Raw genomic sequence first — 16487 nt, 5'->3', positions numbered from 1 at the left:
GCCGAAACGCGCTGTTTAAGACAGTATAGTACGCCAATTTGCAGGATTAGGAAGTGAACACTAATTACCACGGGGTTTCTTTTGCCTTTTTTTCTGCTTAGTAAATTTCTTAAACATTTAAACTAAGGTGAGTTGCATTTAAAAGCAGCTAAATTGCAGTGTTTAAGACTTAAAAAAACGCCAATACAGAAAATAGACAATGACCAGGGCTTCTTTTGCCTTTTTTTTATTTGGTAAATTTCTTAAATATTTATGGCTAACATGAAGCTAAGTACGAACTTTGTTAAACACAACAAATGGTGTCATCCCAGTGCTTCTTTTTTTGTCATCCCAGTGCCCAGACACTGGGATCCAGCTTTCTTTACAAATTCACCAAAAGTGCTTCATTTTATAACGCAAAACCCATATTCACCAAACCCAATGCATTACTTGCAATTAAGTTTTCTGGATCCCAGTGTCTGGGCACTGGGATGACAGGAGAAGGAAGCACTGCCGTCTTGCCAGTGTCGGCTACTTGGATGATATAGTACTTTTCATAATAGTCCAAATAAGGTAAAATAAGGATTTGTAGTAGTGAAGGTAGGTATGCCAGCAGCATATAGTTATGACTTAAGGAAAAAAGCAATGGAAGCTCTAGACGAGGGAGAAAGCAGAGAAACAGTGGCAGCAAGATTTAAAATTGGACGAACTACTTTGTGGGAGTGGCAGCAAAGAAGAAAAGAAACAGGTGACTTTCAATCAAAAAAACTTGGAAATGGAGGTTACAATCACAAAATTACCGACTGGGATGCCTTTGCTAAATTTGCCAGAGAAAACGGAGGAAAGACTCTATTGGAAATGGCTAAACTTTGGAGCAACGTTAGTATCCAAACTATCCACCGAGCCCTGAAAAAAATTGGATTTACACGCAAAAAAAGACCTATGGGTACAAGGAAAGAAGCGAAGAAAAACGTGCTAAATTCTTGAAAATTATAGCAACAAAAGAACCTAAAAACTTAGTGTATATAGATGAGTCTGGCATTGACAACACTGAAGACTACCCCTATGGATATTGTCAGAAGGGACAGCGGTTTTATGCCCTAAAATCTGGGAAGAAAACTCAACGAATCAGTATGATTGCAGCTTTAAGTGAAAGAAAAATAGTTGCTCCATTAACCTTTGAAGGCCACTGTAATATGGATATTTTTAATGGATGGTTTGAGCAATTTTTGATACCGACCTTGGAACCTGGACAAACTGTCATTCTTGACAATGCTACTTTTCATAAGTCTGATAAGATCATTAAGCTTGCTAAAGGGATTGGTGCAGAAATTTTGTATCTGCCACCGTATTCTCCAGATTTTAACAAAATTGAACATCATTGGTTTGCTATAAAAAACAGAGTCAGGAAAAACATTCCTCTATTCAAGTCTTTTCGTCATGCTGTTGATTCTGCCTTTCTATGATCTGTTCGGATTATTATGAGAAGTTCTATACCTTGACGATTCGTCATCCCGCTACTTGTTAGCGGCTAAGAGATACCGCGGCGGTATGACGGTTAAGTAGGGTGTCACTAGTGCCCCCTATGGTGTCATCCCAGTCTGGGATCTAGTCTTTATTATGCAGCCACTTATTTAAAGTTAAGTTTTCTGGATCCCAGTGTCTGGGCACTGGGATGACAGGAGAAGGGCTACTCGGATGACAGGAGAAGGAAGCACTGCCGTCTTGCCAGTGTCGGCTACTTGGATGACACCTTGACGATTCGTCATCCCGCTACTTGTTAGCGGCTAAGAGATACCGCGGCGGTATGACGGTTCTCGGCGGTATGACGGTTAAGTAGGGTGTCATGCCAGTGCCCCCTATGGTGTCATCCCAGTCTGGGATCTAGTCTTTATTATGCAGCCACTTATTTAAAGTTAAGTCTTCTGGATCCCAGTGTCTGGGCACTGGGATGACACCATTCTTTCTTCTGGATCCAAGTAGTCTGGGCACTGGGATGACAAGAAAGGTGGCTACTGGGATGACAAGAGGAGGGCTACTTGGATGACAAAAAAAGGAGCACTGGGATGACAAGAGAAGGGCTACTTGGATGACAAAAAAGGAGCACTGGGATGACAAGAGAAGGGCTACTTGGATGACAGAAGAAGGTACTGGGATGCAGGGGAGTTGGATGACACCATTCGTTGTACTGATTATCTTAACAGGTACAGACATTAGTACAATTATGCGTAATTAGCTATATCTACGATGAGGTTTCCTAAAAACACTTTATAGCCAATCAATTCTTGAATATAAAAAAAATTCCTTTAAATAATAGAGTATGCTAATCAGGAATTTAATAAAACAAGCAACGGGAGTGGGAAGCAGTGAAAATGTAATACGATATGTCGAATATCTCTATCAATTTGAGAAGTTTAAAAACACATTAAACCTCACTTTGTCACTAATAAAGCAAAATAGACTCTCATTTAAAATATATCAAGAAGGATTAATGGATACGGAAGAGGGAGTGTGTAAGATAATCAGGTCTTCTGGTGTAAATAGATATGTTATTGTGTTAAGAAGGTCAAATCCATATATCATAGTGCATGAACTTTCACATATGGTTGAAAATGAGCTTAACTTAAGCTTAGAGCAGGAATTTCTCCATAAAGTTTATCAGGATATTGAGCAGAATTTAAAGCAGTCAAATATTCTTGTACAGAAAATTATCGGCCAAGTCATATTTAAGGAGATACAGGCTTATCGAACTGTAAAATCACGCGCATCTGAATTATTTGCACGCTATTTTGAGCTATTTGCTTGGGCGCAGGAGGTTTACCCTAAAGACAAAGAATACTTAATCCGCACTCAAGACCTAAACAAAGTATTCCTTGCTACTGACCAATGGAAAAAGAGCTACCTGGATCCACAAATAATGGAGAGAATAGATAAGGAAATCAAGGAATACAGCAATAAAACTGCCACTAAAGACGTAACCAAAGTGCAAAGTAGTTGGACTAATAAATTTTCTCCTGGAGGCAAAAAAATTAGCTCCATATTTGGAGATAGTGATTAGCTTACTACATCCTGCTGCAGTATCTCTTAGTCGCTAACAAGCAGTAATCTATACCATCGCGGATAGATTCCGCTAATGAGTGGTGGAATGGCAAATTATCGGGAAGCATAAATTATTTTAGCTATAACACAAGTGATATAACTCAAAGCTAGAGATTGCAATTGTAATCAAGAGACAGACAATGCAAGCAAAATTACACTTGTAATTTTGCTTGACTATGCATTTATTACCACCTAAAACAGCTAATAAAGTCATCCCGTATGGCGTTTTATCTATATCTAATTAAGCATATTAATAAGTAAGTAAATCTTAATATAATCTTATTATACTTATGGATACGCTGTATAGAATGAAAGTATGAATGACTTCATAACTGCAAGAAGGAAAGATGATGCCGTGATATCTGTTTGCCAGGATAATAAGAAGAAAACTGTGTTAGTTTCAGGGCTCAACCAAGCTGCAAGAGATTTGTTAAAATATGAAGAGAAGAATTTGCTTAATAAGCCATTAATTAATATCTTAAGCACAAGAGCAGCCGGCAACGTGAAAAATTATTTAGAGTATACCGAAAATGGACACGATTTACTTGATGTATTACCTAAAGTGATAGATTTTTCCTTAATTGATGCTAAAGGAGAAGATATCAGGACAAAAGTAAAAGTTTTCCGCACTGCACAATTTGCCAGTAATAAAATAAATTATGAGCTATTAATACGTGATATCAGTTTGTCCTATAAATTAGGAATCTTTAGAGATGAATATCTAATGGGTAAAAAATATAAAAACCATGACTTATTCGATATACCAGACAATGAGTCCACTATTCTAGAGTTATACGTTATATTGAATTTTGCCTTTCAACATCAAATTAATGCAGCTATAGGAGTGATTGGCTTAAATAGTAGCTGTAGTGAGACAAATGATGCACTGAAAGTTATCATAGAACATTTTTATAAAAATTGCCGTAGTGATGATTTTCTAGGGTATATTGATGAGAATAAAGTGCTTTTTGTTTTGATTAACTGTGATGTAAAAAGTACATCTAAAATAATTAATCGTATACATTCTGCCATTAATAAGCAGTTATTAAAACAAAAATTACCCAGTATATCAATAATTTATGGGAATATAGCTCAAAAACGGGCAGCAAAATCTACGTAAAAACCAGTGGCGCCTTCTGAAAAGTTGTTTTTTATCCATATTGAGCTTAAACTTAAGTTTTTATAAAAATCTAAGTTTATTTATGAAGTTAAGATACTACCTGGTAGCACTTCTTTCGTTATTATTTTCACAGAATAGTGCTAGAACAATTCTGGATAAGGAAATATTTTATGTAGAACTAGACGGAAAAATAGATTTGAGATTCGGCTACGCCTTCAACAGAGATTCTTTCAATGCTAAGGCTAAGGATAAAACTTCAAGTTATTCATACTTGCGCTTTCTTTATCTACAGCAAGTTTATCCAAATACTCAAATGGGGTTTAATGTTAAGGCAGGAGTTTCTGGTATTGCAAACCTAAAAGCGTTAGACATAGAAAAGTTAGACATGGAGGAATGGTATTTTATCATAAAAAACCAGGAACTTGGATCAATTGAATATGGTAAAAGAAGTTTAGTTAGTCAGAGCATGTTAATTAATACTTCAAAAATTTATACAGCTGCTGGAGGAGTAAATGGTCATTGGACAAATTATGCAAATTTGCGCGGTGATCATAAAAAAGATGGTGACCCTGGATATGATCAAGACAAGGTATTTTGGGTCAAGCCCAATATTTATAGCGATTATAATGGACTCGAACTAGGGTTAAAACAATCATCAATTAACTACATCTCCCCTGAAATCTATAACTTTCAACTCGGATTCAGTTATGTTCCAGGAAAAAATAACTTACAGTACAGCAATTTAATTGCTGCTGGCCTTTCCTATAAAAACAGCTTGTCAGATGATATAGGTTTTACTACTGCCTTAACTGGTGAATTTGCAAGAGAAAATTTAACTGATTGCTCAGATGGAACTTCTAAAAATTATGAATGTCGTAATCAATTACTGCACTGGAATTTTGGTTTGAAGCTAAAGTTGTTTGATCTTGATTGCATTTTTTCGTATGGCAATGGTGGTAAATCAGGCGAGAAGCGTAATTCTGAAATAAATAATACGTATTATATAAATGCAGGTGTTGCTTATCATTCTGATTCTTACAAATCGAGCTTAACATATTTCAACAGTGGTCGGCATATTATAAGTAAAGGTACAAACGAGTTAACATCATATGCTTTAAGCCTTGAATATCCATTTTTTATGGGCACTTCATACTATTTTGATATTGTAAAATTTAGTACAAAAGAGCCTGAAGTAGAAAATAGCAACTCTGGTTATGTGCTTTTGGCTGGGTTGAAGTTGGGTTGTTAATATTGCCTCTTTTCATTCTAGCACCCTTTTTTGTCATCCCAGTCTGATAGACAATGTTCGTGCATAGAGTAATAAAAGTAGCTATAATGTTCCGCAGCAGTTTTGCTTTACTTAACGACTAACTTACCATATATATGTCCATAGGACATTGGTATATAAGAACGTGCTACAACTATTAATCTTACTCACGGTCATCACTTCAGTTGCATTCTTTGGTCATTTAGTTCCAATGGAAGCAAAAACCTTCTTGTACTCAACGAGCCTGAGTATAAAAGAGGTTTTGCTATTTATAATGCCTTTCATTATTTTTGCGTTAATCTTTAGCAGTGTTAACAATCTTAAGCAGTCAGCTATAAAGTTTATATTGTTACTTATTATAATGATCTTCTTATCGAATCTGGCTTCAAGTTTAATAGCTTATTCTGTTGGGCATTTTATTATACAAAACACTTATTCAATACAAGATATAACGTATGAAGAAACAATTGTTCCTTTATGGTCATTTAGGCTGCCGCTACTCCTCTCTAATTTTTATGCCCTTGCTTGTGGATTTGTGTCCAGCATAGTAGTGTCCACACTGCTACCCAAGAAAAGCAAAGAGCTTTCGAACAAAATGTTAGATTTAACTCTCTTTATTTTGAAGACATTTTTGACGCCGATTATTCCAATATTCGTACTTGGGCTTGCTTTAAAAATGCAGCATGATCAAGTTCTATCTATAATACTTAAGGATTACTCAATAATTTTCATTATTATAGCATCTGCAACCTACCTTTATGTTTTCCTCTTATATGGAGCAGCAAATTCATTTAAGATCACAAGCTGGATAGCTAGTATAGGCAATATGATACCGGCATTTATTACTGCGATGAGCACAATGTCTAGTAATGCAACTATGCCTCTTACTCTTGAAGGAAGCAAAAAAAATGTAAAGCAACCTGACATAGCATCGTCTGTTGTACCAATAACTGCTAGCTTTCATTTAGTAGGTGATTGCTTTTTTATTATAATCTTATCAATGATAATTGCCTCTGGTTATTCATTGTACACAACAGACTATGTCACTTTTCTTCTCTATTTTTTGTTATTTAAGTTTGCTATCGTTGCAGTGCCGGCAGGGGGAATTATGGTAATGCTACCTATTCTTGAGAAATACCTCAAATTTTCTCCAGAAATGCTTTCGTTAATCACAGCCTTATATATAGTGTTTGATCCAATAATCACTTCAGCAAATGTTATGGGTAATGGTGCCTTTACTATGATGTTTACAAAACTCTATGATAAGCTTAAATAATGTCTATTTTAGCGATTGATACTGTAGGCACTGGTAGTTCAATAGCAATCGTTGATTATGAGGGTAATTGTTTTGTAGAGCGCAATTCCGCCGGCAACAATCATGCAGAATCATTTTTTCAGATTCTGAATACTTTGTTTGATAAACACAATTATAATTATGATAAAATAGATCATTTGGTGGTAGTAGTTGGACCAGGAAGTTTCACTGGAATTAGAGTTGGTATATCAGCAGCACAAGGTATAAATCTTGCTACAAATAAGCCGTTATACGGAGTTAGTGCGCTGGAAGTTCAAGCCTATGCAATATCTTTGCTTTGTACGAATAACAAAAAAAATATCAGAGCTATAATCAAAAATGCTCAAGGGTTTTATACGCAGTTATTTGATCTCAATTTATTGCCATTATCAGATCCATCTACAGCGCATTACGATCAGTGTCTGGGAGCAGACATTACATATATGGACTACAATTTAAATGCTAGCCATGCAGGACTATTAGTTCATTATAAACTGAAGAATAAGCAAAAATTAAAAGAAGTTGAAGCTCTATATTTAAATGAGCCTCAGTATATGAAGTCATTATAGACTATTCTTTCGCGTACTATAATGCACCCCATAAATTATACCAAAAAAAATTGGTTAATCCGAGTAAAAAGGGAAAAGAATGGAGTGTAGTATGAGAACAAAAAAGCAGAGTTAAAAGCAAAGATAGCTTTGGAAGCAATAAAAAATCAAAAAAGCACAGCAGAGATATGTAGTAATACCATCAACAAATTTATATGATTGGCGTGATAGAGTATTAGCAAGATTGAAAGACATACTGTAATTGCAATTGAATGATGGAGAGACATACTCCATTATTTTAGCGCGAAGTAACAAATTCAATAGAATGAGTTCTTCAAAAATAATTTAAACTTTTACAGTAGGAGTAGTCTCATGAAATATTATAGCGGATTAGATGTCTCACTCAAAGAAACTTTTATCAGTATAGTTGATGAGAAAGGAAAAATTGTTAAGGAAGAAGTTGTTGCAAACGAGAGCAAGGAAATAGCAGGGTATTTGCTTAGTCAATGCAAAAAATATGAAGCCATAGGAATAGAAAGTGGACAGTTATCAATACCAATGTGCAAAGAGTTAAGGAATCTTGGATTGCCAGTAATTTGTGTGGATGCAAGGCATATGGCAGCAGCGTTGTCTGCAAGAATCAATAAGAATGATAAAAATGACGCAAGAGGTATAGCTCAAATGATGAGAGTTGGGCTATACAAAGAAGTGTTAGTAAAATCAGATGAATCTTGTCAAATAAAAGTAGTACTTGGAAGTAGAAGGCAGTTAATATGCAGCAAACAGCAAATTGTCGGAACAATAAGAGGGTTATTGAAGATACATGGAATAAAGCTTGGTAAAGGATCAAAATTTGAAACTTTTGCTTTAAACCCCAGTTGCGGATTAATCAATATAGTAAAATCTAGAAATACAGGGCTTTTTGTGTGCCGTAGAGACACAAGGAATGTTCAGGAAAGAGCAAACTAAGTGCGAAAGCTGCACAATAGATGAGGGTGGGCCCCTCGGAGCCGGTTTACAAGAGCAGGCTTCAAACAACCATAAGCTGCTTTGGTAAAGAGCCAAGGTAGTGAGCGTTATGGAAAAGGCGTAATTATGCGTCATGTGTGAAATAGAGAGATGAACGCAAGTGAACCACTGATTACACGTCGAAAGGTAATGCGATGATGTCAAAACCAGGGGAGAAAAAGTAACTTGGGATAAGCCTATCGGGAACTTGTCTACTGGGTAGGTGGCATCCGGCATATAGGTGGCATGAACCTATTTCAGGCTATTGTGTGGAACTATGGGAACCTGTCGTTTCGATGATAAGGGAGAAGTCCAAGGAGCTGAACTCTAAGAACCTGTTCATAATCTCAAAAAAGTGATAAACTATGAGATGATGTATATGAATAAGGATATATGAGAAATTTATACCCAAGTGACATAAGTCGAGAACAATTTGAAAAAATCAGATCAATTCTGGAGAGTAGTAGGAAGAAAACAAAACCAAGAAAACTTGATTTGTATGATGTATTTTGTGCAGTGCTGTACGTCCTAAAAAGTGCCTGTCAGTGGAGAATGCTGCCAAAAGATTTTCCAAAATGGCGAAGTTGTTACGAATATTTTAAAAAATGGAGTGAAAAACCAAGCGAAGATACAGAAAGTACTTTGGAGCGTGTATTAAAAAAAATTAGTTGGAGAGACACGTATCAGCAATGGTCGGAAAGAAAGAACTAGTTTTTGTATAATTGATGCTCAGAGCGTAAAAAATGCAGATACTGCTGAAAATAAGGGCTACGATGCAGGTAAAAAAATTTCAGGAATAAAGCGCCATATTGCAGTAGATACACAAGGTTTACCACACGCGATTTATGTAACAACGGCAGAAGCAACCGACCGCAGCAGTGCCATGAAAATGGTCGAAAATGCTAAAGAAAAACTCTCTGAAGTTAAAAATATACTTGTTGATGCAGGCTACACTGGAGAAAATTTTGCAACACAAATAAAAGCAACTATTGGTTCGACGGTCGAAGTAATAAAGCGAAGTGAATTACACACCTTTGTTGTACTGCCAAAGAGATGGGTTGTTGAGCGCTCTTTTGCTTGGTTGGAAAAATGTAGGCGTTTGTGGAAAAATTGCGAGCGGAAACTCAACACTAGCTTACAAATGGTCGTTCTTGCTTTCACTTCTTTACTCCTTAAAAGATTATGAACAGGTTCTAAGGAAGAGAGTACTGATGCGAAAAACAGGGGCGGATTAGCTCGTAGTAGTGAAGAAGTTTTTGTAATGGAAATGGAGCGAAGGGGCTGAGTTATTTAGTTTTAATTATTTATCAACCGAAAGGGAAGAGTTAATGAATAAAACAAAATCTTTTGACATACCAAAGCAACTGATTTGGAAAGCTTATAAACAAGTATCCAAAAACAGAGGTGCGGCAGGTGTAGATGAGGTCTCGATAACAAAGTTTGAAGAAAATCTAAAAGATAATCTATACAAACTGTGGAATCGGATGTCATCCGGAAGTTATTTTCCAGAACCAGTAAAAGCTGTTGCGATACCAAAAGATACAGGAGGACAAAGAACTTTATGTGTTCCTTCAGTATTCGACAGGATAGGGCAAACAGCAGCTACTATGTATCTCGAACCGTTAGTAGAGCAGGAATTTCACGAAGATTCGTATGGTTATAGACCAAACAAGTCTGCACTGGATGCGGTAAGTACAGCGTGTAAGAGATGTTGGAGAAGTGATTGGACGATAGATCTTGATATTTCTGGATTTTTCGACAATCTGGATCATGTGTTAGCACTGCAAACTATCAAGAAGCATACAGATTGCAAGTGGGTCATACTGTACGTGGAAAGGTGGATGAAAGCCCCGATTCAACTAGCAGATGGCAGTAAGGTAGTTAGGAATAAGGGAGTTCCACAAGGAGGTTCTGTAAGCCCAATCATTTCTAACATATTTATGCATCATGCATTTGATATGTGGATGAGGCAAAACTACCCAACAATACCATTTGAGAGATATGTAGATGATGCAATGGTGCACTGTAAAACCCAGAGACAGGCAAAATTCATAAAAGACAAGATCGAAGAAAGATTGGCTGAGTTTAAGCTAAAATTACATCCTGAAAAGACACAAATAGTGTACTGTAAGGATGACAATAGGAGAGATGAGTTTCCAATACAGAGCTTTGACTTTCTGGGTTACACGTTCAGACCTAGACTGGCAAAGAACAATAAAATAGGAAACTATTTTGTCTCATTTCTACCTGCAATTAGCAACAAAGCCAAGAAGAAGATCAACCAAACCATAAGGTCATGGAAAATACGTAGGCAAACATATACAACACTAGAGAAAATATCAAAGAAAATAAATCCTATAGTCCGAGGCTGGTATCAGTACTATGGCAGGTTTTATAAATCAGAGATGTATCCATCTCTCAGAAATGTAGAGTGGCACCTAGTAGGATGGGTCAGAGCCAAATATAAGAAACTTCGAAATCATGGAAGACTAGCAAAGCAATTTCTAGCAAAAGTGAGAAAGAGGTCTCCAAATATTTTCTATCACTGGACACTAGGATTGGGATCAAAAGGCTGAATAACGGGAGCTGTATAAATCGAGAGGTTTACGTACAGTTCTGCGAGAGACTGGTGGGGAAGTTCCGCCGGTCTACTCTCCAGGCTTCATGGAATATGAAACTAATGTAGAAAAGATGTGCACCAAAAAATTTATTGGAGCAGTTGTGTTAAAAGTCAATAGGAAAATTGATGTAGCTGTGAATAAGTACTTAAGATTTGTGTGGGCGTACTTATTCACAGCTACGCTATTACTATATAGAAGCAGTCTTAGGACTATATTCCTCAGTAAAAACCCTGTCATCTCTGACTAAAGAGTTAGCAAGAATAAGCAATTTCCTCATAGCAGCAGTGGAAGCAATTTATATGGCTTTTTATATTGATTATATAATCTAGTAAAGAAAGGTTTGATATAAGAATTAACTTTTTGTGCACTGAGAATACACATGTGTAAAACTTTCCTGATTTGTGATCTACCTCCCTGAATGCACCTTTTTCCTCTACTAAAACCACTATCTCGATTAAAAGGCGCAAGTCCGACAAGGCTAGATATTTGTTTTTCTTGAAGAGTTCCAAATTCAGGTAAATAGCAGATCAAAGTTAGGGCTGTGATTTTACTTATACCTGGTATACTGGTTATTGATATGTATTTTTTTGCAAGGTCTTGGTTTTGATCGATAAATGTAATCATTTCATCTTCTAAAGTTTTTATTTGATTAGACTTCTTTCAAAATTGGAAAAGAGCAAAAAATTAGTATAAAATCATACATTTAAAAGTATGAGATATGAAGAAACTAAGGAGTTAGATGAAGAGAAGTTTCGTCGTCTGACAGGAGTAAAGAAGGCAACTTTCAACAGGATGGTAGAAATTTTAGATGAAGAAGATAGAAGGAAAAAAGCAAAAAGTGGGCGTAAAAGCAAGCTCTGTATAGAAGACAGGCTACTTATGGCATTGGAATATCTTCGTGAATATCGGACATATTTCCACATTGGTCGAAGTTATGGTATGAGCGAAAGTACGACCTATAAAATCATAAAGTGGATTGAAAATACATTGGTAAAACATCCGGATTTTGCATTGCCAGGGCGAAAAGAGGTTCTAAAAAGTGATATAGAATATGAGGTTTTAGTGATAGATGCAACAGAAACTCCTGTGGAAAGACCCAAAAAAAGCAAAAAAGATTTTATTCAGGAAAAAAGAAAAAGCACAGTATAAAAACACAGATTATTTCGGAAAAAGAAAGCAAAAAGATCATTTGCACGTCTTTTTCAAATGGTAGGAAACATGATTTTCGGCTTTTTAAGGAGTCAAAAGTGCACATACTACCAAGTATCAAAGTCCTAGCAGATAGCGGTTACAGAGGTCTACAAAAAATTCACGCAAATGTTGAATTGCCACATAGAAAAACGAAAAAGCACCCATTGACTAAGAAACAAAAGCAAGAAAATCAAGAGCTTGCAAGCAAAAGAGTTGTGGTTGAGAATGTAATCGGTTTGCTTAAAAGATTTAAAATTATTGCAGATAAATATCGCAATCGGCGAAAACGTTTTGGATTGAGATTCAATTTGATAGCTGGAATTTACAATCTAGAGTTGATGATGTGAATTTTGAAAGAGGTCTATTGTGTAAAATTGCAAGAAGATCTTCTATCTGCTTGATTATAGATGTATCAGTTACCTGTTGGTTTTTTGTATTTTTGCTATTTCTACTAGCTGGTTTCTACGAGATAATTTTTGTTTCAAGCAATCAATATTACTATTACCAACTGTTAAGGGAGTAGCACGCATATCTGTGTTATTAATATAACGTGCTGCAGTCTAGTTTTTGTAGTAATACCAAGGCTTTTAGCATAGTCTCTAACCCATCTAGGTTGAATGACGTACACCTCAAAACCATTGCTTAGTAAAGTATATGCGCATAATTTTTCGTATCCGCCGGTTGCCTCAAGACCAACTTTGGTTACATTATGCAAACGTAAAAAGTCTAGTGTTTTATCGATGGCTTGTATACTGTTTTCAAACGTTTTATAATGTCCAAATGGGTGAATGTGGATATCTAATTTACTTTTGCTAACATCAATGCCAGCAATAATGTTTGATGAATTCATAATTCCTCCGTAATAATAACATATACTGCATTTTCCAGTCTTATATACGAGCCTAAAAGCTCAATCAGTTGTTCGGAACTTTCAGTATAAAACCTAAGAGAAGAGAACCTTGCTCCAATACGGTCCTTATGACCAAGATCTATGGCGGTTCCTCTTCTCTATACATCTTTATATTACTACTTCTTAATACTTATAAAGACTTAATTTCAACATATAAGATCTATGCCTCGAATGCTCAAGCTCAAGTCTGTCTTTTAGGTAGCCAAAAACTGTTTCAATAATCGACCTTTTTCCTAAAAAAATCTTTTCTTCAAGCAGCATTAATGTGTTTTTCATACCTTTTTTTACTTTGGTAACGAGCTCTATCGAAGAGTTTTGCAAAGAGCTCTTTCTTTATATAGCCCTTATCACCAAACAAAAGACCGGTCAGTTTTTCAGTTAATTTTGGTACTGGTTTTCTGTCGTCAACGTTACCTTTAGTCAGTGTAACTCCTTGAATTTCGCCAGTTTCATTGATTACCATATGCAATTTGAAACCAAAAAACCAGCCGTATGTAGTCTTTCCAAGCTCCGCCAATCCTTTGAAAACTTTGTTTCTTGAGATTCTTTTTGGATGGCAAACAGCGATAGACGTTGCATCTATGTACGAAATTCCGGTCACTTTTGACTGCTCACTTTAACAAGAGCACTAAATACCATAAAACCCTCGGTTTTAGCCTAATAAATCTACTATATGTTGGCAAATTTTGAAACTCAGATCCATATAGTGCTTTCAAATAATATGTATAGAAAGATTTAAAGTCCTCACATCTAGATTGTTGATAAAGTAAAATTATAGTAAGAATTTCAGAATGCGTAATCTCTGCCGTTCTGGTAGGTTTTTTACTGTTTGGCAGGAGTTTTTCTGCGAAATTTTTGTTTATAGCCTTGCAAAAATCGTCTACAAAGCAAAATAATTCTGTTACATTTTTATTCATGGGTAACCTCTCTATTTTTTGATAATATGTTTCCGGAGTTTACCCTATTTTCCTATCTTTTTCACTGACTTCTAATCCGCAACTGGGGTTAGTAGGGTGTCATCCCAATGCCCTCTTCTTGTCATCCGAGTAGCCCCTCTTTTTTGTCATCCCAGTGCGTGACACTGGGATCTAATTTTTTATGCAAAATTATTATATTTATATACTTGCAAATAGATACAATTTGAAATAATTTATACTATGAAGTTACGAAATGAGATCCCAGTGTCACGCACTGGGATGACACTTACTATTACCCACAAATATGAACGTTTGTTGCATAGCTCTTAATGACCCCAGTTATGGATTAACCAACGAAGTAAAGCTGAGAAATACAGGGCTTTTTCGATTGCATTGAATAAGAAATGAGGGTAGAAAAAATATGTACCAAGAAATTTACTGTGGATCTATGCCGAGTGTGCTCAAGTTCAAATTTGTTTTTTAGGCAGCCAAAAACCGTTTCAACAATCGATCTTTTCCCTAGTAAAATCTTCTCTTTCAGCGAAATCAGTGCATTTTTCATACCTTTTTTCACTTTAGTGACGAGTTTTAGACCTCTATCGAATAGTTTCTCAAAGAGCTCTTTCTTTATATAGCCCTTATCTCCAAACAAAAGTCCAGTTAGTTTTTTGGTTAGAGTTGGTACAGGTTTTCTGTCATCGACGTTACCTCTGGTTAGCGTAACACCTTGAATTTCACCTATTTCATTGATTACTACATGTAATTTAAAACCAAAAAACCAGCCGTAAGTATTCTTTCCTAACTCTGCTAATCCTTTGAAAACCTTATTTCTTGAGATTCTTTTTCGATGGCATACTGCTATTGAAGTAGAATCTATGTAGGAAATCCCGGTCATTTTTGCTTGTTCACAAAACCATTGCAAAAGTAATGCTAAATACCACAAAACTCGCGGCTTTAAGGCAATAAATCTGTGATATGAAGGCAGCTTTGAAAACTCTGATCTATAGAATAACTGAAGATAACAAAGATAAAAAGCCTTGAAGTTTTTACATGGTGATTTATGGTATAATAGGATTATGGTTAGAATTTCTGAGTGCGCTATTTCTGGTACTCTGGTTGGTTTTTTGCCGTTTGATAAGAACCTATTTGCAAAATTATCATCTACCGCACGACAAAAATCCTCGACGCAACAGTACAGTTCTGTAATATCTTTCTTCATGTGTAACCTCTTATTATTACTAAAATACTCGAGTTTACCCTGTTTCCCTCTTCTTAGTTATACTTTTATCTATTTTCTAATCCATAACTGAGGTTTAATGGTATAACTTTTGCTTGAAATAACTGTTTATATGGTGCAATTTACAGCTTTTAGTTGCTAAAATTATAACTCTTAATTTAATAATTTTAATCTAATAATCTTTCAAGTTAATAAAATTAAATTATTTGAGTAAATACAATACCATGTCTTTATTTGTGGGTAATAGTAAGGGGATGACAGGGGAGGCATTGTCCTCTTGGATGGAAACCAGTGTCAGCTACTCGGATGACAGGAGAAGGTATTAGGATGACACCGTCATAAAGTAAAATGAGATCCCAGTGGGCTTTGTTGCATCGCACCTTATACTGGTAGTAATTTACGATAAATTCATGTAGCCATTTCGCATACCAATGTCAGTGAATTTATTGAGCAAATAACACTTGAGTCGCAGTTCCTTCTCACGATTAACCTCAGATTTGTTCCGAAAACTAAACCAGAATGTTTGTTTCAGTCGCGAGAAAAAACCTTCTACATAAGATCTTTTCCCATAATTTACTTTCTTTTTCCATTCTTTCACGCCATCTTCACCGTATAATTTTATTAATCTAATAGCAGCATTTCTGTCAGACATATAATCTATTTCTGGATGTTCTGCCGCATTGTTTATTGGTGGAATTTTTGCCTTTATATCATATTCGTTACACAATTTATAAAACTTGTGCCTATCATATGCCCTATCTGCATATAGTGCTTTTATGGCATGAACTTCTTTAAGCAAATCACAAGCTCCATAGTGATCAGACCGTTACTGTATTTTACAGCTATATATTCAACATTACATGCAATTTTCTATAGCTGCGATACTTTCTATCTTCGCTATTTTCCTTCAGGAGTGTTGTTGTATATCTGTACTGTCTATAGCAATTTCGATATCTTCCATGTTATTTTCTGCAATCATTTATCTTAATATTAAGTTTCTTTTGATGCTTGTGAATAGCTGCAAATTTCTTCCTATTTGTTGCAAATATCCTTTTATAAACCCTACCGTTTGTCTTAAACCAATTCTAAAAAGATTGACGATTATATGCACCAAAATTACAACTTTATCACTATAAATATAGTTGCCGCCTTGCATTTTTGGACTATTTTCATACCAATTTTCGATAGCTTCATCGATGTAACGAAAAATATTTCCTCTTTCTTGCAAAAATTTGTTATATTCGTTTTGGTTACTGACTCTCATTTTTTGTGGCATATTTTTCTTCAAAGGTTAAA

13 protein-coding genes and 3 pseudogenes are annotated in these 16487 nt (G+C 35.6%); 11 read left to right on the top strand and 5 right to left on the bottom strand.

What is annotated here, in order from left to right; all coding sequences use genetic code 11:
- The first annotated feature begins 585 nt into the window (after positions 1 to 585).
- From NBW39_RS01745 to ltrA, 10 genes and pseudogenes are all read left to right on the top strand, one after another.
- Positions 586 to 1445, top strand: a protein-coding gene (locus tag NBW39_RS01745; protein ID WP_250294642.1) for an IS630 family transposase whose coding sequence is annotated in 2 segments (ribosomal slippage) — positions 586 to 910 and positions 910 to 1445 — 861 coding nt in all. Because the reading frame shifts where the segments join, the coding sequence is not laid out codon by codon here.
- Positions 1446 to 2299: 854 nt separating this feature from the next.
- Positions 2300 to 3037 (top strand): WD_0702 family putative metalloprotease, encoded by a 738-nt coding sequence (locus NBW39_RS01735; RefSeq protein ID WP_458695380.1) that lies wholly within the window; start codon positions 2300 to 2302, stop codon positions 3035 to 3037.
- A gap of 357 nt (positions 3038 to 3394) precedes the next feature.
- Entirely contained in the window at positions 3395 to 4198 is an 804-nt protein-coding gene (locus tag NBW39_RS01730; protein ID WP_250295438.1) for a hypothetical protein, read from the top strand.
- Positions 4199 to 4280: 82 nt separating this feature from the next.
- Positions 4281 to 5447, top strand: coding sequence for a porin (locus NBW39_RS01725; protein WP_250295437.1), 1167 nt, complete (start codon positions 4281 to 4283; stop codon positions 5445 to 5447).
- Positions 5448 to 5610: 163 nt separating this feature from the next.
- The gene (locus tag NBW39_RS01720) at positions 5611 to 6741 is read left to right on the top strand and encodes a cation:dicarboxylate symporter family transporter (protein ID WP_250295436.1); all 1131 of its coding nucleotides are present in this window, start codon (positions 5611 to 5613) and stop codon (positions 6739 to 6741) included.
- Complete coding sequence (tsaB, locus tag NBW39_RS01715) at positions 6741 to 7328, top strand: tRNA (adenosine(37)-N6)-threonylcarbamoyltransferase complex dimerization subunit type 1 TsaB (RefSeq protein WP_250295435.1); 588 nt, start codon at positions 6741 to 6743, stop codon at positions 7326 to 7328. Before NBW39_RS01720 ends, tsaB begins: the two co-directional genes overlap by 1 nt.
- 123 nt (positions 7329 to 7451) lie before the next feature.
- Positions 7452 to 7563, top strand: a pseudogene (locus tag NBW39_RS01710) (IS3-like element ISWpi17 family transposase); the annotation flags it as partial.
- Positions 7564 to 7679: 116 nt separating this feature from the next.
- Positions 7680 to 8276, top strand: coding sequence for an IS110 family transposase (locus tag NBW39_RS01705; protein WP_250295434.1), 597 nt, complete (start codon positions 7680 to 7682; stop codon positions 8274 to 8276).
- A 432-nt stretch (positions 8277 to 8708) separates the two neighbouring features.
- Positions 8709 to 9501, top strand: a protein-coding gene (locus tag NBW39_RS01700; protein ID WP_250294670.1) for an IS5 family transposase whose coding sequence is annotated in 2 segments (ribosomal slippage) — positions 8709 to 8972 and positions 8974 to 9501 — 792 coding nt in all. Because the reading frame shifts where the segments join, the coding sequence is not laid out codon by codon here.
- A gap of 142 nt (positions 9502 to 9643) precedes the next feature.
- On the top strand, positions 9644 to 10891 hold the full coding sequence (ltrA, locus tag NBW39_RS01695; protein ID WP_250294718.1) for a group II intron reverse transcriptase/maturase: 1248 nt from the start codon (positions 9644 to 9646) through the stop codon (positions 10889 to 10891).
- Between the two features lie 318 nt (positions 10892 to 11209).
- Here ltrA and NBW39_RS01690 read toward each other — a convergent pair whose 3' ends face one another.
- Positions 11210 to 11560, bottom strand: coding sequence for an IS110 family transposase (locus NBW39_RS01690; protein WP_250294924.1), 351 nt, complete (start codon positions 11558 to 11560; stop codon positions 11210 to 11212).
- An 87-nt stretch (positions 11561 to 11647) separates the two neighbouring features.
- Between NBW39_RS01690 and NBW39_RS01685 the strand changes: the two genes are divergently transcribed.
- Positions 11648 to 12474 (top strand): IS5 family transposase gene (locus NBW39_RS01685; RefSeq protein ID WP_250294694.1). Its coding sequence is split into 2 segments (ribosomal slippage): positions 11648 to 12035 and positions 12035 to 12474, totalling 828 coding nucleotides; the frame shifts between segments, so codons are not numbered across the junction.
- 164 nt (positions 12475 to 12638) lie between these two features.
- On the opposite strand, the gene NBW39_RS01680 is transcribed toward NBW39_RS01685, so the two are convergent.
- From NBW39_RS01680 to NBW39_RS09160, 4 genes and pseudogenes are all read right to left on the bottom strand, one after another.
- Complete coding sequence (locus NBW39_RS01680; protein WP_250294925.1) at positions 12639 to 12977, bottom strand: IS110 family transposase; 339 nt, start codon at positions 12975 to 12977, stop codon at positions 12639 to 12641.
- Between the two features lie 216 nt (positions 12978 to 13193).
- A pseudogene (locus tag NBW39_RS09165) lies at positions 13194 to 13954 on the bottom strand (IS982 family transposase); the annotation flags it as partial.
- 346 nt (positions 13955 to 14300) lie between these two features.
- On the bottom strand, positions 14301 to 15173 hold the full coding sequence (locus NBW39_RS01665) for an IS982 family transposase (protein WP_250294632.1): 873 nt from the start codon (positions 15171 to 15173) through the stop codon (positions 14301 to 14303).
- Between the two features lie 415 nt (positions 15174 to 15588).
- Positions 15589 to 16467: pseudogene (locus NBW39_RS09160) on the bottom strand (transposase).
- Positions 16468 to 16487: the final 20 nt, after the last annotated feature.

Source organism: Wolbachia endosymbiont of Oedothorax gibbosus, from assembly GCF_936270435.1.
Taxonomy (GTDB): Bacteria; Pseudomonadota; Alphaproteobacteria; order Rickettsiales; family Anaplasmataceae; genus Wolbachia.
Note: the sequence above shows the minus strand (reverse complement) of the source record. Positions and strands in the feature narration are given on the sequence as shown.

What these genes read in the sequence shown, in the direction of transcription:
- ltrA (WP_250294718.1), top strand. Translation starts at nt 9,644, where the DNA reads ATGAATAAAACAAAATCTTTTGACATACCAAAGCAACTGATTTGGAAA.
- NBW39_RS01725 (WP_250295437.1), top strand. Translation starts at nt 4,281, where the DNA reads ATGAAGTTAAGATACTACCTGGTAGCACTTCTTTCGTTATTATTTTCA.
- NBW39_RS01680 (WP_250294925.1), bottom strand. Translation starts at nt 12,977, where the DNA reads ATGAATTCATCAAACATTATTGCTGGCATTGATGTTAGCAAAAGTAAA.
- tsaB (WP_250295435.1), top strand. Translation starts at nt 6,741, where the DNA reads ATGTCTATTTTAGCGATTGATACTGTAGGCACTGGTAGTTCAATAGCA.
- NBW39_RS01705 (WP_250295434.1), top strand. Translation starts at nt 7,680, where the DNA reads ATGAAATATTATAGCGGATTAGATGTCTCACTCAAAGAAACTTTTATC.
- NBW39_RS01690 (WP_250294924.1), bottom strand. Translation starts at nt 11,560, where the DNA reads ATGATTACATTTATCGATCAAAACCAAGACCTTGCAAAAAAATACATA.
- NBW39_RS01730 (WP_250295438.1), top strand. Translation starts at nt 3,395, where the DNA reads ATGAATGACTTCATAACTGCAAGAAGGAAAGATGATGCCGTGATATCT.
- NBW39_RS01735 (WP_458695380.1), top strand. Translation starts at nt 2,300, where the DNA reads ATGCTAATCAGGAATTTAATAAAACAAGCAACGGGAGTGGGAAGCAGT.
- NBW39_RS01665 (WP_250294632.1), bottom strand. Translation starts at nt 15,173, where the DNA reads ATGAAGAAAGATATTACAGAACTGTACTGTTGCGTCGAGGATTTTTGT.